General features: G+C 60.3%; 21 protein-coding genes and 1 pseudogene. 9 read left to right on the plus strand and 13 right to left on the minus strand.

Features of this window, described 5'->3' with window-relative positions:
• Positions 1 to 835 precede the first annotated feature (835 nt).
• Together U5G49_RS21335 and U5G49_RS21340 are read left to right on the plus strand one after the other, a co-directional pair.
• Complete coding sequence (locus tag U5G49_RS21335; RefSeq protein WP_007632343.1) at positions 836 to 991, plus strand: DUF3309 family protein; 156 nt, start codon at positions 836 to 838, stop codon at positions 989 to 991.
• Between the two features lie 27 nt (positions 992 to 1018).
• The gene (locus U5G49_RS21340; protein ID WP_018244057.1) at positions 1019 to 1276 is read left to right on the plus strand and encodes a YMGG-like glycine zipper-containing protein; all 258 of its coding nucleotides are present in this window, start codon (positions 1019 to 1021) and stop codon (positions 1274 to 1276) included.
• A 446-nt stretch (positions 1277 to 1722) separates the two neighbouring features.
• Here the strand turns inward: U5G49_RS21340 and phbB are convergent, their stop codons facing one another.
• Complete coding sequence (gene phbB, locus U5G49_RS21345; protein WP_026230971.1) at positions 1723 to 2448, minus strand: beta-ketoacyl-ACP reductase; 726 nt, start codon at positions 2446 to 2448, stop codon at positions 1723 to 1725.
• A gap of 71 nt (positions 2449 to 2519) precedes the next feature.
• Positions 2520 to 3701 (minus strand): acetyl-CoA C-acetyltransferase, encoded by a 1182-nt coding sequence (locus tag U5G49_RS21350; RefSeq protein WP_018244060.1) that lies wholly within the window; start codon positions 3699 to 3701, stop codon positions 2520 to 2522.
• Between the two features lie 239 nt (positions 3702 to 3940).
• On the opposite strand from U5G49_RS21350, the gene phaR reads away from it, so the two are divergent.
• On the plus strand, positions 3941 to 4513 hold the full coding sequence (gene phaR / locus U5G49_RS21355) for a polyhydroxyalkanoate synthesis repressor PhaR (protein ID WP_003543798.1): 573 nt from the start codon (positions 3941 to 3943) through the stop codon (positions 4511 to 4513).
• On the opposite strand, the gene U5G49_RS21360 is transcribed toward phaR, so the two are convergent.
• The 5 genes from U5G49_RS21360 to mtgA all read right to left on the minus strand — a co-directional run bounded on the left by U5G49_RS21360 (position 4508) and on the right by mtgA (position 7772).
• Entirely contained in the window at positions 4508 to 4915 is a 408-nt protein-coding gene (locus U5G49_RS21360) for a hypothetical protein (RefSeq protein WP_003543801.1), read from the minus strand. The genes phaR and U5G49_RS21360 overlap by 6 nt on opposite strands.
• Before the next feature lie 248 nt (positions 4916 to 5163).
• Entirely contained in the window at positions 5164 to 5349 is a 186-nt protein-coding gene (gene rpmF, locus U5G49_RS21365; protein ID WP_003543812.1) for a 50S ribosomal protein L32, read from the minus strand.
• A gap of 155 nt (positions 5350 to 5504) precedes the next feature.
• Positions 5505 to 6152, minus strand: coding sequence for a glutathione S-transferase family protein (locus U5G49_RS21370; protein ID WP_018244061.1), 648 nt, complete (start codon positions 6150 to 6152; stop codon positions 5505 to 5507).
• Between the two features lie 13 nt (positions 6153 to 6165).
• On the minus strand, positions 6166 to 6888 hold the full coding sequence (locus U5G49_RS21375; RefSeq protein ID WP_018244062.1) for a DUF1868 domain-containing protein: 723 nt from the start codon (positions 6886 to 6888) through the stop codon (positions 6166 to 6168).
• Between the two features lie 146 nt (positions 6889 to 7034).
• Positions 7035 to 7772 (minus strand): monofunctional biosynthetic peptidoglycan transglycosylase, encoded by a 738-nt coding sequence (mtgA, locus tag U5G49_RS21380; RefSeq protein ID WP_018244063.1) that lies wholly within the window; start codon positions 7770 to 7772, stop codon positions 7035 to 7037.
• A gap of 136 nt (positions 7773 to 7908) precedes the next feature.
• On the opposite strand from mtgA, the gene U5G49_RS21385 reads away from it, so the two are divergent.
• Positions 7909 to 8823, plus strand: a complete 915-nt coding sequence (locus U5G49_RS21385) for a polyprenyl synthetase family protein (protein ID WP_193444564.1) — start codon at positions 7909 to 7911, stop codon at positions 8821 to 8823.
• Between the two features lie 66 nt (positions 8824 to 8889).
• Here U5G49_RS21385 and U5G49_RS21390 read toward each other — a convergent pair whose 3' ends face one another.
• Together U5G49_RS21390 and U5G49_RS21395 are read right to left on the minus strand one after the other, a co-directional pair.
• Complete coding sequence (locus tag U5G49_RS21390) at positions 8890 to 9261, minus strand: DoxX family protein (RefSeq protein WP_246288976.1); 372 nt, start codon at positions 9259 to 9261, stop codon at positions 8890 to 8892.
• Between the two features lie 130 nt (positions 9262 to 9391).
• Positions 9392 to 9880: a cupin domain-containing protein gene (locus tag U5G49_RS21395; RefSeq protein ID WP_193444563.1), complete on the minus strand. Its 489-nt coding sequence runs from the start codon at positions 9878 to 9880 to the stop codon at positions 9392 to 9394.
• Between the two features lie 71 nt (positions 9881 to 9951).
• Between U5G49_RS21395 and U5G49_RS21400 the strand changes: the two genes are divergently transcribed.
• Positions 9952 to 10551, plus strand: coding sequence for a TetR/AcrR family transcriptional regulator (locus U5G49_RS21400; RefSeq protein WP_112905535.1), 600 nt, complete (start codon positions 9952 to 9954; stop codon positions 10549 to 10551).
• A 17-nt stretch (positions 10552 to 10568) separates the two neighbouring features.
• Here the strand turns inward: U5G49_RS21400 and U5G49_RS21405 are convergent.
• The 4 genes and pseudogenes from U5G49_RS21405 to U5G49_RS21420 all read right to left on the minus strand — a co-directional run.
• A pseudogene (locus U5G49_RS21405) lies at positions 10569 to 11275 on the minus strand (pyridoxal phosphate-dependent aminotransferase); the annotation flags it as partial.
• 48 nt (positions 11276 to 11323) lie between these two features.
• Entirely contained in the window at positions 11324 to 12574 is a 1251-nt protein-coding gene (ispG, locus tag U5G49_RS21410) for a flavodoxin-dependent (E)-4-hydroxy-3-methylbut-2-enyl-diphosphate synthase (RefSeq protein ID WP_018244068.1), read from the minus strand.
• A 96-nt stretch (positions 12575 to 12670) separates the two neighbouring features.
• A complete protein-coding gene (locus U5G49_RS21415; protein ID WP_028733595.1) occupies positions 12671 to 13861 on the minus strand; it encodes an MFS transporter in 1191 nt (396 codons plus the stop codon).
• Positions 13862 to 13926: 65 nt separating this feature from the next.
• Positions 13927 to 14703, minus strand: coding sequence for a DeoR/GlpR family DNA-binding transcription regulator (locus tag U5G49_RS21420; protein WP_193444562.1), 777 nt, complete (start codon positions 14701 to 14703; stop codon positions 13927 to 13929).
• A gap of 211 nt (positions 14704 to 14914) precedes the next feature.
• On the opposite strand from U5G49_RS21420, the gene U5G49_RS21425 reads away from it, so the two are divergent.
• From U5G49_RS21425 to U5G49_RS21440, 4 genes are all read left to right on the plus strand, one after another.
• Positions 14915 to 15784, plus strand: a complete 870-nt coding sequence (locus U5G49_RS21425; protein ID WP_193444561.1) for a DMT family transporter — start codon at positions 14915 to 14917, stop codon at positions 15782 to 15784.
• A 150-nt stretch (positions 15785 to 15934) separates the two neighbouring features.
• Positions 15935 to 16708 (plus strand): amino acid ABC transporter substrate-binding protein, encoded by a 774-nt coding sequence (locus tag U5G49_RS21430; protein ID WP_018244072.1) that lies wholly within the window; start codon positions 15935 to 15937, stop codon positions 16706 to 16708.
• Positions 16709 to 16921: 213 nt separating this feature from the next.
• A complete protein-coding gene (locus tag U5G49_RS21435; RefSeq protein ID WP_193444560.1) occupies positions 16922 to 17602 on the plus strand; it encodes an amino acid ABC transporter permease in 681 nt (226 codons plus the stop codon).
• Complete coding sequence (locus U5G49_RS21440) at positions 17599 to 18360, plus strand: amino acid ABC transporter ATP-binding protein (RefSeq protein WP_018244074.1); 762 nt, start codon at positions 17599 to 17601, stop codon at positions 18358 to 18360. Before U5G49_RS21435 ends, U5G49_RS21440 begins: the two co-directional genes overlap by 4 nt.
• Positions 18361 to 18410: the final 50 nt, after the last annotated feature.

The raw sequence follows: 18410 nt of genomic DNA on the forward strand, positions 1-18410 counted from the left end.
GGAAAATCTCGGCTCCTCGATGGAAGCCAGTGAACACATGGACAGCTGCCGCCGCAAACGCAAGGGCAGATTTCAAAATGCCTCGGGGATTACGACCTTTGCGAGTCCCGTGGAGCGCCCGAATTGCCGATTCGGAACAGCGTGAGAACGAATCAGCGACGAATCGGTGACTCCAGCTGATTCAGCTTTTGTTCACGGCTAAGTATTGATTTTGAATCACTTTTTCCCACTAGATGCTGAATCATGAGACTCTCTCTTGTTCGTATTTTCGCTATCGTGAGTGACCGATTCCCGCCTGATCTTGAACAAGCGAAAATCCGCCCGAAATTAACCTCTCGACCAAAGCCGGAACGAATCGGAGACGAATCGCTGACTCCGTCGTTTTCGCCTTTCGTTCACGGCCACATCTGGTAGCAGCTTCAGGTCCGGGCGCTAGATGCGGATCGGCGGCAAGGGCCTTCGTTCCACCTCATCGCACCGGCATTAATCTTTCGGGAGCCGGATTCAGATCGCGTTAAACTGCGGCAGCCGATACGGGTGCCGAGTGCAGGCGTTGATCAAAGAGGGAACGAATCGCTGACGAATCGGCGACATCACGATTTTCCCGCTTTGTTCACCGCAACATATTGTATTTAAAGGAGTTTTTAACCATACGGGTGATTTCCCGGGATGGTCGAATTCGACCGATGCTGCCGACCGTTCGTGAAAGCGGCCATGCTCCTCAGAAAACCGCAAACAAGGTTTCGTCACATTTCGAGAGCTTAGCCGGGAACAAAAATCGCCAATAAGTGTTTCTCGTCCATTCGAATTGCAGATGAAATGAAGGGAACACACTATGCTCGGCACGATACTTCTTGTTATCCTTATTCTGCTTCTGATCGGAGCCCTGCCGAATTGGGGTTACAGCCGTGGCTGGGGCTATGGACCTTCTGGCGGTTTGGGGCTAGTTCTCGTCATTATCATTATCCTTGTACTCATGGGCCGCGTCTAAAGGCCTACAAACCTGGGGAGTTACGACATGATGAAGAAGATTGTTCTTATTGGTGCGCTCGTCGGCGCTCTGGCATCCTGCACGGCGACCGAGCAAGGTACGGCGATCGGCGCCGGCACCGGTGCGGTCATTGGCGGTGTCGTCACCAACAGCTGGGGCGGCGCAGCCGTCGGCGCCGTTGCAGGCGGTCTGACCGGTGCTCTGATCGGTCATTCGGTCGAACGCCGCGGCTACTGCGTCTATCGCGACCGCTACGGCCGCCGCTACGAGGCTCGTTGCCGCTAATCGGCAAAGGCATATCGGACTCCCGACGGGCGCTTCGGCGCCCGTTTTCTTTGCCGCTCACACCCGTCAACGAGTCGTTGACACTCGGTTGCGAAAGTCGAATCTACCGCCGCCCAACGGGCAGGCCCATATCTCCTTCACGAGCGCAACGGACAGGCAGAGCCGCCCGGCGCACCGGAAAGGAACGTTTCCATGATCCAGATTTTCCTGAATTCCCTCGTCGCCGCTCTCATCGCATCGGCTTTCCTGACGACCGCGATATCAGCCCTCAGCAGCGGAGACCGCTCGCTCGCCAAAGTCCCAGCCAGAGTTCGGAAACAGCGACATCCAAACACCGACCGCCGGTCTTGATCCAGCAAATGAAATAAGCGATGGCGCGTCTCCCGGCGCGTCATCGCTTTGAATCTGCCGATAATCCGTATTACCGACTCGAGGAATGGAATTGCCTAGGCGAAATACTGTCCACCATTGGCCGTCAGCGTCGAACCGGTGATGAAGCCGGCATCGTCGGAGACGAGGAAGGTGACGCAGCGCGCGATCTCTTCCGGTTCGCCGAGACGACCGACGGGGATCTGCGGAATAATGCGTTCATTCAGCACCTTCTCCGGCACGGCAAGCACCATTTCCGTTCCGATGTAACCGGGGCAAATGGCGTTGACGGTGATGTTCTTGTTTGCCCCTTCCTGGGCCAGCGCCTTGGTGAAGCCGAGATCGCCCGCCTTGGCCGCCGAATAATTCACCTGGCCCATCTGGCCCTTCTGCCCGTTGATCGACGATATATTGACGATACGGCCGAAGTTGCGGTCACGCATGCCGGTCCAGACCTGATGCGTCATGTTGAACAGGCCGGTGAGGTTGGTATTGATCACCTCGTGCCACTGCTGCTGCGTCATCTTGTGGAACATCGCGTCGCGGGTGATGCCGGCATTGTTGACGAGGATTTCGACAGGCCCGATCTCGCTTTCGATCCTGGCAATTCCCTCGCCGCAGGCGAGGTAATCCGAAACATCCCATTTGAACACCGGAACGCCGGTGACATCATGGAAGGCTTTGGCCTTCTCGTCGTTGCCCGCATAGCTGGCCGCGACCCTGTATCCGGCGTTTTTCAGTGCCATGGATATTGCCGCGCCGATGCCGCGTGTACCCCCAGTGACCACAGCCACTCTGCTCATGTTCCGCTCCCCTTTTGTTTTTTGCCCCGCCGCGTGGCGGGATCTTCAATCAAACATGGATCGTATGCTATTTAAAGCGCTTCAAAGCACATGGCCACACCCATGCCGCCCCCGATGCAAAGCGTGGCAAGACCTTTCTTCGCACCGCGGCGCTTCATTTCGAACAGCAGCGTGTTGAGAACGCGCGCGCCCGAGGCGCCGATCGGGTGGCCGATCGCGATCGCCCCGCCGTTGACGTTGACGATCGACGGATCCCACCCGAGATCCTTGGTGACGGCGCAGGCTTGCGCCGCGAAGGCCTCGTTGGCTTCAACGAGATCGAGATCGTTCACCGACCAGCCGGCCTTCTCGAGCGCCTTGCGCGAAGCCGGGATCGGTCCGGTGCCCATGATCTGCGGATCAACACCTGCCGTTGCCCAGGAAACGATGCGAGCGAGCGGCTGGATGCCGCGCCGGACTGCCTCCGCTTCACTCATCAGCACCGCCACAGCGGCACCATCGTTGAGGCCGGACGCGTTCGCGGCCGTAACCGTGCCGTCCTTGTCGAAGGCCGGGCGCAATTTCCCCATCGCCTCCAGCGTGGCGCCGTGACGGATATATTCGTCAGCATCGACCGTAACGTCGCCCTTACGTGTCTTGATGACGTAAGGGATGATCTCGTCGACGAAGCGGCCGGCCTTCTGCGCTGCCTCCGCCTTGTTCTGCGAGCTGACGGCGAATTGATCCTGGTCGTCGCGCGAAAGCTGCCACTGGCGCGCAACATTCTCGGCGGTGATGCCCATGTGGTAGCCGTGGAAAGCGTCGGTCAAGCCGTCCTTGATCATCGTGTCGATCATCTTCATGTCGCCCATCTTGACGCCGCCGCGCAGATGCGCGGCATGCGGGGCCATCGACATGGATTCTTGGCCGCCGGCAACGATGATCTTGGCGTCGCCGGTGGCGATCTGCTGCATGCCGAGCGCAACCGCGCGCAGCCCCGAGCCGCAAAGCTGATTGACGCCCCAAGCGGTCGCCTCCTTCGGAATGCCGGCCTTCATCGCCGCCTGGCGGGCCGGGTTCTGGCCCTCGCCGGCGGAGAGCACCTGGCCGAGGATCACCTCGTCCACCTCGCCGGGATCGACGCCGGCGCGCTCGAGCGCGCCCTTGACGACGGCCGCCCCGAGCTCATGCGCGAGAACCGTCGCGAAAGCGCCGTTGAAAGCGCCGACTGCTGTTCGCCCTGCACTGGCGATGACGATGGATGGATTGCTCATGGGGACGCTCCTCGTTTTCGTCTCACTTACATAAGTGGAAACTGGCAAAGCTTGGAGCACAAGTCAAACGCGAAGACCGGCTGCCGTCATTTTTCGGCAGCAGCCCGCGAAAGCCCGATTCATCTGCTCTGTGAAAGGTTTGCCGCATCGCACAAAGAGATTGTCACCGGCCTTCTTTTGCGTTTACAGTCTCAACTGGAGGAATATCCATAAATCAGACGGGGGTTCAGGAGACTGATATGGCGAAGCATGAGGGTCAGATTGTTATCAAGAAATACGCCAATCGCCGCCTATACAACACGGGCACCAGCACTTACGTGACGCTGGAAGACCTGGCGGAGATGGTGAAGAAGGGCGAAGAATTTACCGTACAAGATGCAAAAAGCGGAGATGACATCACCCATTCGGTGCTGACCCAGATCATCTTCGAACAGGAATCAAAGACCGGAAACACACTGCTCCCCATCTCCTTCCTGCGCCAGCTCATCACCTATTACGGCGACCAGATGCAGATGGTCGTGCCGAGCTTTCTCGAACATTCGATGCGCTCCTTCACCGAACAACAAGCCCAGATGCGCGAGCAGGTGACCCGCGCTTTCGGCGAAACGCCGCTCGGCAAGAACCTGCAGTTGCCGATGCAGATGGTCGAGGACCATGTTCGCCGCAACACCGAGCTGTTTCAGCAGGCGATGCAGATGTTCTCGCCCTTCATGACGCCGCCTGCCAAGGAAAGCCGCAAGGCCGAGGCCAAGGATATCGACGAGCTGAAGGAACAGCTCCGCGCCCTTCAGAACAAGCTCGACAACCTATAGTCCGATCGAGACATCCCGCCCGGCGCTTCGGATCGACACGGCAAAACCGCCGATGACATCGATCAGAGCGATCGTCATCAAAATGAAGAATACCTGCGTCGCAGCATCCCGGACGAGCAAAAACTCGACCAGGAAGGCGATGAAGACCAGCATCGACAACATGTGGTTGACGAGATTGCCGGGACCGGTTCTGGTCGCTTTGAGAATTTCGAAGAACAGCACGACAAGTGCGATGACGATGAAAAGATCGCCGAGCGCCATGCTCCAGATCGCGCCCGAGATCATCGACAGCACGATGATATCATGCTGCAGTGCCGGAATGCCGCCATCGCCCATCAGGCCCAGCATCGCCAGATTGTAAAGAATAAACGGGATAATCATCAGGGGCATGGCGGCTATCATCGGCAATCTCCCAGCGCATCATGCTTTCCGAAAATCGGATGCGATTTTCGGAAAGCATGATGCGTAGCTTCAAAGTGCTACAGCGTCCTTGGCGTCTGAAAAGACGCGCGGCACAGTAGCGCGCAAGAAGAATACTGCCGCAAACCGTTGTCTGACTGCAAGTCATTGCAAATATTATATTGTCGAAATGCAAAAGGCCGGCATGACGCCGGCCTTGAAACTTCGATCGGACAAGCCGGATCGGGAAATTATGCGCTTTCCTTCGGCGTCAGGACCTGGCGGCCGCGATACATGCCGGTCTTCAGGTCGATATGATGCGGGCGGCGCAATTCGCCGGAATTCTTGTCTTCGACGTAGGTCGGAGCCTTCAGTGCGTCTGCCGAACGGCGCATACCGCGCTTGGACGGGCTTGTTTTTCTCTTCGGTACAGCCATTTCACTTACTCCACTTGCGGGCAAAACATTCCCACGGCCAGACTGGCGGCCGAAACGGACATGTCGCGATTTCGGAATTTGGCGCGCTTATACATGCAAGGGGTGGCCTTGACCAGTCCCCATACGTATTTTTTGCGAAGCCGATGATTCCAGGCTCAGACTTCGTCTTCCGGCACGATCCAAGGCTCGGCGCGGGCCGCCTCTTCCCATTTCCGCCAGGCCGGATGCGCCTTCATGGTCTCCATATAGGCCAGGATATCGTTTCGGCTGACGAGATCGTAGATGTCGAACCGGTTGACGACAGGCGCAAACATCGCATCCGCCCCGCTGAACGCGCCAAACAGAAATGGTCCGCCGGATTGCTGCAGCAGGTCGCGCCAGATCGTCTCGATGCGGCTGATATCGGCGTCGACACCATCCGGCAGCGCGATCTTGCCCTTCGGCCGGCGGATATTCATCGGGCAGGCGCTACGCAGCGCCCGGAAGCTCGAGAGCATTTCCATCGAAACCGAACGGGCGAGCGCCCGCTCGGCACGATCCCTCGGCAGAAGGCCGGCGTCCGGATAAAGCTCGGCGACATACTCGATGATCGCCAGCGATTCCCAGATCTTCAATGCGCCGTGCTGCAGGATCGGCACCCGCCCGGTCGGCGAAATCGCCTTGATATTGGGATTGCCACCAGGATAGTCGAAGGGGATCAGGACTTCCTCGAAATCGACGCCGGCGCCCGTCAGCGCCATCCAGGGCCGGAACGACCAGGAAGAGTAGTTCTTGTTGGCAATGTACAGCGTCGGTTTATCCATGGGCCTCTCCCGTTCAGGCTTCGAAATCGAAAATCAGCAATTCGTGGAAATGGTTCATATCCTCGAACACGCAGAATGCCGGCGGGGTCAGCTCGAGAACAGGGGCCTTGCGGCGGATATCGTCGGCCACCTCATCGAGCATCGCCTGCCAGCGCGGCAAGGCTTCATCCTCCAGCCGTTCGATCGCATAGGCAAAGGTCATGTGGAACTTGTATTCCTCATGGCTCGGCTGGCGATAGCCCAGAAGATCAGCCAGCGCATTGCGCCAGGCGCGCATGACCCTGCGGTCGTTCTCCGTCGCCCCGTCGACGAGCAGGCCCGATGGGCGAGCGTCGACGATGGCGACCTTGAAGGGATCGAACATCGAGAAACCTTCGAGCCTGGCCGCCATCAGCGCGGTCATGTCTTCGATCGGCGTATCGAGTGGGAGGTCGCCCGGCCAGGAATCCTGCCGGCGCCTGGTCTCGATGACACCTTCGAAAAGCGTCATGTGAATGCTTGATATCGGCGTGAAGAGGAACTGCGGGGCCTCGGGCATCGCCAGATATTTCTCACGCGCCTCGATCAGCGCCGTCTGCGTCTGCGAGCCCTTCTCGAGATGGCAGACGATGGTGTTGCCGGCTTCCGGCAGAAAGCCGCCGACCTTGCGATAGCGGCTGCCGAGATGGACGGGCGGGGTCGGATTATGCCTCTTCGAATAAAGGAGGAGTTCGGGCGAAAACGTCGTGGTGGTCATGGGCGACTCGGGGGCTCTGGTTGGACTGCATTCGCCCATATGGCAGAACCAAGAATGTCAGATGACACTTGCCGCTTCTAGAGCATGATGCCGAAAAGTGTGAGCGGTTTTCGGACGACATCCTGCTCTAACGACAAGTTCTGATGTCAATCATAGATGCACCTGATGTAGTCGCCTGAACCTTGTGCGCGTCTCTCGATGACGCCGGCCAGCCGGCGAAGGCCTCGTCCAGGCTTGCCGGCATTGCGGTCGATCGGGTTCGGCAGCGAGACGGCAAGCAGCGATGCCTGGCGCCGCGTCAGCTTCGAGGCCGGCACCTTGAAATGATGCTGGGCCGCGGCCTCGATGCCGTAGATGCCGGGACCCCATTCAGCAATGTTGAGATAGATTTCCATCAACCGCCGTTTCGACAGGACGAAATCCGTGGTCACCGCGAGCGGAAGTTCCAGCGCTTTGCGCACGAAGGAGCGGCTGTTCCAGAGGAAGAGGTTCTTCGCCGTCTGCATCGGAATGGTACTGCCGCCGCGTGTCGCCTGACCTTTCAGCGTATCCTCGACCAGCATGCGCATTTCCGCCCAGTCGACGCCACCGTGAAAGCAATATTGCCCGTCCTCCGACATCATCACCGACTGCACCACAACCGGGGCGATGTCATCAAGCGACACCCATTGCCTGTCGTAACCACGCAGCAGCACGAGATCGCGCAGCATCAGCGTCGAGACGGGGTGAATGAAGGGCAGCAGATAGAAAAAGATCAGTGCATAGGGAAGGATCAGCAAGATCAGCACGGCAAGAACAATGCGTTTCAACACACGCCGGTCTTCGAACCATCGCCGACGAGCCGGCATGTCGACGCTGTCCTCTCTCTCTGGCGCTATATCCAATGTCCCCAAGTCCGATTTCGCTCCTGTCGTTCTCATAACGCCTGTGCAGAGCTTATGCCAGAGTGCGTGGCGAATCTTGCTGCCGCCATCGACAATTCCGTTGCAAGCCCGTGGGCGCTCATGCCAAACAGCGCCCATGGACGCGAACCGGGACACTTTCGAGACGAGGCTGAAGAACAACGCCCACGAGATCGAGGCGCTGCTCGACCTATTGCTCTCGCCGAGCAGCCTTTCCGATGAAATCGCCAGGCCCGAGACGCTGCGCGATGCCATGCATTATGCCGTGCTGAACGGCGGCAAGCGGCTGCGCCCGTTTCTCGTCGTCGAAAGTGCAGCTCTTCTCGGCGGCGACGCAGAGGCGGCACTTCGCGTCGGCGCCGCCCTTGAATGCGTTCACTGCTATTCCCTCGTGCATGACGACCTGCCGGCCATGGACGATGACGACCTGCGCCGCGGCAAACCGACGGTACACATCAAGTTCGACGAAGCGACGGCAATCCTCGCAGGCGACAGCCTGCTGACCTACGCCTTCGACATCATCGCTGCGCCGGAAACGACCCTTCCCGATACCAGCAAGGCATCGCTGGTGCTGGCCCTTGCCCGCGCAGCCGGGCTCGGCGGCATGGCCGGCGGCCAGGCGCTCGATCTCGCGGCAGAAAACCAGGCCCCCGACGAAGCCGGCATCATCCGCCTGCAGGCGATGAAAACCGGTGCGCTGATCCGCTTCGCCTGTGAAGCCGGCGCCGTCATCTCGGCAAGCCCGCCGGAAGATCGCCGCCGCCTGCGCGCCTTCGGCGAAAAGATCGGTCTTGCCTTCCAGCTTGCAGACGACATTCTCGACCTGACCTCGGACATCGCGACCATGGGCAAGGCAACCGGCAAGGATGCGGCCCGCGGCAAGGGAACACTTATAGCTCTTCGCGGCATGGAATGGGCCGAAGCCCAGCTCCGTGAGCATGTCCGCGATGCCGAGGCGCTGCTTGCCCCCTACGGCCCTCGCGCCTCGATCCTCACCGCCGCGGCGCATTTCATCGCCGACCGGAAGAGCTGACATCCCCAGGCCCGCCTCCGGCGTTGGGGAGCTTTGACTGTTCCCCGACGCCGATGATCCGATCGTTCAGGCGCCGGCTAAAACAGGCGCCTGAACCGCAGCGGTTCGCCGCCCCAGGATCGCAACGATCATCAGACCGCCGACGACGCTCAGATGCTCGATCGCAAACAGCATCTCGAGAAAGGCGGCTTGGCCGCTCATCGACCAGAAGGCGTGCGCGATCGGGATCGTCAGCACGGTAAAGACGCCGAGAGCGCCCGCCCCGAGCCAGATATGCCGACCGGAGATGACAAGGGCGGAGCCGGCTAGCTGCACGAATATGACGGCAATCGCAGTCGGCGCAGCAGGCGCAAGGCCGTAGTGCTCCATCTCTGCGATCGCGGTCGGGAAGTCGAAGAGCTTCGCAAGCCCGCTCGACCAGAAGACCAGCGTCAGCAAATGCCGGCAAAGATCCGAAAGCTGCTCGATGCCAGCAGGCGATCGACATGATGCATTCTCATTGTTGATTCCTCGATAGTCGAAAGGATTGGGATCGGCGTCGCAGCGCTTGCTCCCCGGGGCCGCGGGCTCACGCCTGCGGCGGCGGCGGAATGTCGATGCCGAAACGGGCGGCCGTCGCGACGATCTTCGGAACGTCGGGCGCGCTCATCGGCGGAAAGGCTGTCGTGCCGGGTGCGACCGGCTCGCCGATCGCCATGAAGAACTCCTCATGCAGATCGCCGGGGAAATTGATCAAAAGCAGCCTCGAGGGCGTCTCGGCAATATTCCGGAAGGAATGCAGCGTGCCCGGAGAGACGTGGACGAAATCGCCGGGGCCGCAATGCTTGGTCTCGTCGCCGACGACGATCTCGTAACGGCCTTCGAGGATGAGAAAGGCTTCCTGATCCGTCTGCGTGTGCGGCGGCGGGCCGGCGTTCGGAGCCGTATAGGCTTCGATGACGGTGAAGCTGCCTTTGGTATCCGCGTAGCGGGCACGAAAGGTGACGATATTGCCAAGAAAATGGACGGTCATCGGCGCAGCGGCGTCGGACCGGCCGGAAAGGGGAGCGGAATTCATCGACTTGTGCCTTGATTTGATTGTGATACACTTAACTCTTAATGAGACATCAATCTCATAACGAGGCATGAATGGACAGTCAAGAAAAAAGATTCGAGAGGGTCAATCAAAAGCGTCGCACGCGTGTCGAGTTGCTGCGTGCCGCGCGTGAGATCATAGAGAAAGGCGGCCACCCCTCGGTCGCCGAAGTGGCCGATCTCGCTGGCATTTCGCGAGCGACGGCCTACCGATATTTCTCGACGCCGGATGAAATCATCCGCGAGGCGGTCCTCGATGGCGTTGCGGATGTGATCAAGATCCCGCCAGCGCGGAACGACATGGGCGATGCGGAGGTCGGCCATCGGCTCGACGACCTGGTCTCGCAGATCTTCAAGATGGTCATCGACAATGAGGGCGTCTTTCGCGCGCTTCTCGGCAGCTCGGCTGTCGGCCAAGCGCAGGTCCGCCGCGGTGGCCGCCGCATCGCATGGCTGAAAGAGGCGATGTCACCGCTGCAGGCAACCATGCCGCCGAAGAATTTTCAGCGCCTCGTCCACGCACTGTCGCTGGCGGTTGGCATAGAGGCACTGGTGGTGATGCGTGACATCTGCGAGCTGGAGCCCAAGGAAGCGGAGAAGGTTCTGCGCTGGACCGCAAAGACCTTGCTTGCCGGCGCCATGGCCGAAAGCTGAGGAAATCGGTGGGCTGCTCAGGCCGCCAGCATGTCCTTGAGAGCGGAAACCAGGCGCGCGCACTCCTCGTCCGCGCCAATGCTGATGCGCAGGAAATCCGAAATACGTGGCTTGGCGAAATGCCGGACGAGAATGTTCCGCTCCCGCAAGCCGGCTTGAAGCGCTACACCCGATTGTCTCTCGTGCCTGGCAAAAACGAAATTGGCCTGGGACGGCAGGACCTAGAAGTGCAGCGTTTCGAGTTCGGAGACGAGGCTTTCCCGGCTGGCGATGATTTTCCTCCGGCATGTCTGGAACCACGCCTCATCCTTGATCGCCGCCGTCGCGGCGAGCTGCGCCAGACGATCGAGCGGATAGGAATTGAAACTGTCCTTGACCCGCTCCAGCGCCTCGAACAGCGGCCGCTGTCCCGGCGCGAAGCCGACGCGCAGACCTGCAGGCGAACGGGATTTCGACAGGGTCTGAATGACAAGCAGATTGGGATGCGTGGATATCAGCGGGATGGCGCTTTTACCGCCGAAATCGATATAGGCCTCGTCCATGACGACGACTGCATCCGGATGGGCGGCAAGAAGTGCCTCGATGCCGGCTAGCGGCAGGCCGATCCCGTCGGCGCATTCGGATTGGGGATGATGATTGCGCCGCATGGCCTGTCGTAATCCGCCAGCCGGACCTGGAACCTGCCGTCGACCGGCACCTCGATCGCCCCGACACAGTATAGCAGGCGCTGACGATTGGCGACCAGTACTGGCTCATCCGAACTTGTGGGCGCTCATTCCGCAGCCGTCCGCTGACCGAACCGTTTCTCGATATAGTCGACAACCAGCGCCTCGAAGTCGGCGGCGATATTGGGACCGCGCAGCGTCAGCGCCTTCCGCCCGTCGATGAAGACCGGGGCCGCCGGCGTCTCGCCGGTGCCGGGAAGCGAAATGCCGATATCGGCATGTTTGCTTTCGCCCGGCCCGTTGACGATGCAGCCCATGACGGCGACGTTCAGCGCCTCGACGCCAGGATATTTTTCGCGCCAGACCGGCATGTTCTTGCGGATGTCGTTCTGGATGTTCTGGGCAAGCTCCTGGAATACCGTCGACGTCGTGCGTCCACAGCCCGGACAGGCCGCAACGACGGGTATGAACTGGCGGAAGCCCATGACCTGCAGGATTTCCTGCGCCACCTGGACTTCGCGTGTGCGGTCGCCGTTCGGCTCGGGCGTCAACGACACGCGGATCGTATCGCCGATGCCCTGCTGCAGCACGAAGCCCATCGCCGCCGACGAGGCGACGATGCCCTTGGTGCCCATGCCGGCTTCGGTCAGGCCGAGATGCAGCGCATGATTGGAGCGTTCGGCCAGCATGGAATTGACGGCGATCAGGTCCTGCACCTGGCTGACCTTGGCCGACAGGATGATGCGGTTGCGCGGCAGGCCGATCTCTTCGGCGAGGGCTGCAGAAAGCAGCGCCGACTGCACGATCGCCTCGCGTGTCACCTGCCGGGCCGAAAGCGGCGATCCGGCTTCGGCATTCTGGTCCATCAGCGCCGTCAGCAGATCCTGGTCGAGCGAACCCCAATTCACGCCGATGCGCACCGGCTTGTCATAGCGGATCGCCATCTCGATAATCTCGGCGAACTGCTTGTCCTTCTTGTCCTTGAAGCCGACATTGCCGGGGTTGATGCGGTATTTCGCCAGCGCCGCGGCACAATCAGGATGATCGGCGAGCAGCTTGTGGCCGATATAATGGAAGTCGCCGATCAAGGGCACGTCCATGCCGAGGCGCAGCAGCCGCTCGCGGATCTTCGGCACGGCGGCCGCACTCTCGTCGCGGTCGACGGTGATACGCACCAATTCCGAGCCTGCGCGGAACAGAGCGGCGACCTGCGCGACGGTCGAATCGATATCGGCCGTATCGGTATTCGTCATGGATTGCACGACGACCGGCGCCCCGCCGCCAACGATGACACCGCCGACATCGACGGCAACGGAAGCGCGGCGCGGTTTCGGATCAAAATCGGCGGCTGAAGACATGAAGAGTTCTTGCACCCCTATAAACAGTGCTTTTCAGGTGGATCAAGGCCGGCTGCTTGTCAACCGCCCCTGATATCACTTTTGTTGGGAGGCGGCTCAGTGACCGCCTCCGGAGGTCCCATCGGCATAGTGGGCCAGCTTGGAGAGCAGGAGAACGACGAGCAGCAGCACCGGCAGCGCCATGAAAACGACGGCAAAGCCGATATGCTCGGCGACGAAGCCGATCAACGATGGCGCAACCAGCATGCCGGAATACCCCATGGTCGTGACCACCGAGATGGCGATGCCGGGCTTGAGACCGGGTATGTTGCCCGCCGCCGAGAAGGCGATCGGCACCATGTTGGAAATGCCGATACCGCAAAAAGCAAAGCCCAGGATGGCAAGCTCGGCATTGGGCGCCAGGCCTGCAAGCAGCATGCCGACAATGGCAAACAGCGTGCAGATGCGCAGCGTCTTGACGCCGCCCAGACGGTCGCGCACCAGGTCGCCGGCAAAGCGCATGATTGCCATGGTCGCCGAAAAGGCTGCGAAACCAAGGCCGGAAAGTGCCACGGATGCATCCATTTCCTGCCGAAGATAAAGCGCACCCCAGTCCAGAACCGCACCTTCCGGCACCATGCTGAACAGCGCCATCAATCCGAGCAGCCACGGCAGCGGCACCATCGGCAACTTCGTCTTTTCCTTCTTGGTGTCGGGATGCGGCGGATCCGCAAGGACCATCGGCCAGGCGACGGCAACGAAGATTGCCGCCAGCAACGTCGCCAGTTGCGCATGGCCGAGAATGCCGAGCTTGGAGATCACGATGCCGCCGAGACCGGAACCGATCAGTCCGCCAAGGCTCCAGAAAGCGTGGCAGGACGACATGATGGCGCGGCGCATGGATTTCTCGACCGACACCGCATTGGCATTCATCGCCACGTCCATTGCGCCGATGAAGCCGCCGAACAGGAAGAGCGAGATTGCCCCGGTGAGCACATTTGGCGCGAGCGTCAATGCCAGAAGCAACGGCAACACGCAAAGAGCCAGTATCTGGACGACGACACGCGAGCCGTGTTTGGCGATCTGCGCACCGGCGAGCGGCATCATGACCAGCGAGCCGACGCCGAAGACGAGGATCATCAGCCCAAGCTCGAACTTCGTCAGCGCCAGACGCTCGGCAAAATCGGGGATCTTCGGCGCCCAGCAGCCGACGACAAAACCGTTCATGAGAAAGAGCAGAGAAACCGCCGCCCTGCTTCTGGTAACGAAGCCGCTCCGGGCTCCCGGCTTACTCACATGAGTATCCATTTTCCGATCTTTCCTCATTGCCGGGCTTGCTCGCGCCCGCTTTCCCTAAACTCTGTGATGGGGCCTCAGTTCGTTTTCTCGGCGAGAACAGTCCTGCATCCGCGCTCACGGTAACGGGCGAGAATGGTCGGATCGGCATCGTGCTCAACGACCAGGCATTCGCAATGCGCAACTGGCAGGATGCTATGGGGGGCAGCAGTGCCGAATTTCTCCGAGGTTGCAGCCACCAACACCCTCTTGCTCCTGGACGTCGCAAACCGCTTGAACTCCGCATCCTCGAAGCCGAACACCGTGATACCGGCCTCGAGATCGACGCCGCAGGCGCCGAGAATGCAGAGATCTGGCGAAATCTGCTCCATATCCCGCAACGCCTTGGCGCCGAGCGCACCGCCCGTCTGTCGATCCACCATTCCGCCGATCAGGATGACGTTGACGGCCGGCTTGTCGATCAGCGCTGCGGCAATCGCCGGCGCATTCGTCGCAGCCGTCAGTGCAAGTTCGGCCGGAAATGCGTTGGCAATCGCCAGATTGGTGCTGCCAGCGTCGAAGAACACGGTCGAGCCGGCGGCAATCTGCTTTGCCGCAGCGCGCGCCAGCGCCTGTTTCCGGTCTGCGGCAAAGCCGATACGCTGCGTCAGGCTTCCATGCGCCGGCGAGACCGGCAATGCACCGCCATAGACCCGCTCGCAGAGCCCTGCCGCTGCCATCTCGCGCAGGTCCCGCCGCACCGTATCCTCGGAGACGCCGAATTCGAGCGCAAGCTCCGTCGCCAGTACGCGGCCATTGAGCCGCAGCCTCTCGGAAATCACGCCTTGGCGCTCTCGCAACAGAAAATCCTGCATGTTCCTACCGAGTTCGTAGCTTACAAATTAAAAACGTGCATAAACGCTTACGATCATGCAGGCAATATGCACGGTTACACGTTTTCTGACGTTTGGAAATAAAGCTCCACTACCGGAAGGAATAAGCCCTATTGACCGGTCCGAGAGGCGGGAATATCGATTGGTCATTCCCGATTCCCGCCGGCATATCCGCCACCTGGTGCGTTCCCCCGTGAAAAACTCCGTCAGCCTGGGCATCCTGCTCACGACCGTCGCCTATATGGCGTTCACCTTCCATGACGCGATCATCAAGATCCTGGCTTCCAGCATTCCCGTCTGGCAGATCCTGTTTTTCCGCAGTCTTACCATCCTCGTCGGTTGTCTTGCCTATGGCCGCGGCAAGCTCGTCCATCAGACGATGACATCGCCGATCATCAAGCCGATGATCGCCCGCAGTATCCTTCTGCTCTGCGCCTGGCTTTCCTATTATTCCGCCGCAAGCCGCCTGCAGCTTGCCGAAGTGACCACGCTTTATTACGCCGCCCCTGTCGTCGGCACCTTACTTGCTTGGCTCATCCTGAAGGAGAAGGTCACGCCGACACGTTGGCTGGCCGTCGGCGTCGGTTTCGTCGGCGTCCTTATCGCCTGCAATCCGATCGGCCTCACCATCTCCTGGCCGGTCTATCTGGCGCTGCAGGCGGCCGTGCTCTGGGCCTCTGCCATGGTGCTGCTGCGCAAGACCTCGCTGCACGAGAAGACCATTATCCAGCTCACCGTTTCCAACGTCTTTTTTCTTGCCATGACCGGCATTGCCGTGATCTGGACATGGCAGACCCCCGACATGACGCAGTTCGCGCTCCTCATTGCCACCGGCGTCGTTGCCGGCTGCGCGCAGTTCGCCCTTTTCGAAGGCATGCGTCAGGCGCCCGTCTCCGTGCTTGCGCCATTCGAATATACATCTCTCGTCTGGGCCTTCCTGTTGGGTTATCTGATCTGGGCCGACATCCCCACGCCCAATGTGGTTGTCGGCGCAGCGATGATCCTCGGCGCCGGATTGATCATCATCGTCAGCGAAAAACTGCGCCGCCGCATCACCGCCTGATGCCTGTTTCTGCAGGATTCTCGGTTCGAGCGGCCGTTTGAGAAAAATATTTGCAGTTGCTGCTTTTATTCGCAGTTTTCTACGCTTCCGGCGCCATGATTTTCTGCCAACTATCCCCATCCGAAACACCTCCCAAGGATGGATGAACCAATGAACTGGTTGAAAACCGCCGCTGCCGCCGCCCTCATTCAGGCTGCAGTCCTCCTGCCTGCCCATGCCGGTGAAAACCTCGCCGCCATCAAATCGGCCGGCGTCTTCAAGATCGGTACCGAAGGCACCTATGCGCCCTTCACCTATCATGACGAAAGCGGCAAGCTCGTCGGCTTCGACGTCGAGATCGGCGAAGCGATCGCCGCCAAGCTCGGCGTCAAAGCCGAGTTCGTCGAAGGCAAGTGGGACGGCCTGATCGCCGGCCTCGACGCCAAGCGCTACGACACCGTCATCAACCAGGTCGGCATCACCGAAACCCGCAAGCAGAAGTATGATTTCTCCGAGCCCTATATCGCCTCCAAGGCGGTGCTGATCGCCCGCGACGGCGACGACAGCATCAAATCCTTCGCCGATCTGAAGGGCAAAAAAGCCGCCCAGTCGCTGACCAGCAACTTCGGCAAGCTCGCAACCGAAGCCGGCGCCGAGCTCGTCGGCACCGACGGTTTCGATCAATCGATCCAGCTCGTATTGACCAAGCGCGCCGACGCCACGATCAACGACAGTCTCTCCTTCCTCGATTTCAAGAAGCACAAGCCGGACGCGCCTGTGAAGATCGTCGCCGAGCAGGAAAATGCCGATTACTCCGGCGTCATCATCCGCAAGAACGAGCCGGAGCTTCTCGCCGAAATCAACAAGGCGCTTGCCGACATCAAGGCCGACGGCACTTATAAGAAGATCGCCGACAAGTATTTCGGCCAGGACGTTTCCAAGTAATTTGAACTGAAGAAAAGTCCCCTCCCCAACCCCTCCCCACAAGGGGGAGGGGCTTAGCGGGCGGACCGCCTCATCTCCAAATAATCGTTTCGACCTGCCGCTCGGTCGCTATTTCTTGCGAGGCGACACCTAGATAAGTCCCTCCCCCTTGTGGGGAGGGGTTGGGGAGGGGTATTTCGAGTATCACGACCCAACCGACGAGAGAGAACTCCCTTGGCGCACTGGCTCCAACTGATGGCGGAATCACTGCCCTCGCTCCTGTGGGCGGGGCTGATCTTCACCATTCCGCTGACCCTGTTATCCTTCGTCTTCGGCCTGGCCCTCGGGCTCGCCACCGCAATCGGCCGGCTCTTCGGGCCGATGCCGCTTTCGGCCATCGCACGCTTCTACGTCTGGGTCATCCGCGGCACGCCGCTGCTCGTGCAGCTCTTCGTCATCTTCTACGGCCTGCCGAGCCTCGGCATCCTGCTCGATGCCTTTCCAGCCGCCCTCATCGGCTTCACGCTGAATATCGGCGCCTATAGCTCCGAGATCATCCGCGCCGTCATTTCCTCAGTACCGAAGGGCCAGTGGGAAGCCGCCTATTCGATCGGCATGAGCTGGCGCCAGGCGATGAGCCGCACCATCCTGCCGCAGGCAGCCCGCGTCGCCGTGCCGCCTTTGTCGAACACCTTCATCTCGCTGGTCAAGGATACATCGCTTGCCGCCGCCATCACCGTGCCCGAGCTCTTCCAGGCGGCGCAGCGCATCGTCGCCACCACCTATGAGCCGTTGATCCTCTATATTGAGGCGGCGCTGATCTATCTCGTCCTGAGCTCCGTCCTCTCGCAGCTGCAGGTGCGGCTGGAACGCCGCTTCGCGCGTTATGGCGGCATGCTGGAGGCAAACGCATGATAGAGCTTTCCAATATCGAAAAGCGCTTCGGCGACGCGGTCATCCTCAAGGATATCAGTATCCGCATCCCCGAAGGCAGCGTCACCGCGCTGGTCGGGCCTTCGGGCGGCGGCAAGAGCACGCTTCTGCGCTGCATCAACCTGCTCGAAATTCCGACCGCCGGCTCCATCCGCCTCGGAGAGGAAAGGCTGGCCTTCGCACCGGGCAAACGAACGAGCTGGCCGGCGATCCAGAAGATCCGCCGCCAGACCGGCATGGTCTTCCAGAATTTCCAGCTCTTCCCGCATCAGACCGCGATCGAGAATGTCATGGAAGGCCTGGTGACGGTATTGAGATGGCCGAGGGAAAAGGCCCGCGAGCGTGCGATGGAATTGCTGACCAAGGTCGGCATGACCCATAAGGCCGATGCCTGGCCTTCGACACTGTCGGGCGGCCAGCAGCAGCGCGTCGCGATCGCCCGCGCACTGGCGCCGTCGCCGCGCGTGCTTCTCTGTGACGAGCCGACATCCGCCCTCGATCCCGAGCTTTCGGCCGAAGTGGTCGATGTGCTGGGCCAACTTGCCAGCGAAGGCACGACGATGGTGATGGCGACCCACGATCTCCGACTCGCCTCGAAGATCGCCAATGACGTGGTTTTCCTGGAAGCCGGGAGCGTCGTCGAAACGGGCAGCGCCAGAGCGATCTTCAGTGCGCCGGAGCGCGAACGCACCAAACGTTTCATTTCGACGATCAACGCCGCCCATACTTACGATATCTGAGCTAGAGCATGATGCCGAAAAGTGTGAGCGGTTTTCGGACGACATCATGC

This window comes from Rhizobium indigoferae, from assembly GCF_034554815.1.
Taxonomy (GTDB): domain Bacteria; phylum Pseudomonadota; class Alphaproteobacteria; order Rhizobiales; family Rhizobiaceae; genus Rhizobium; species Rhizobium leguminosarum.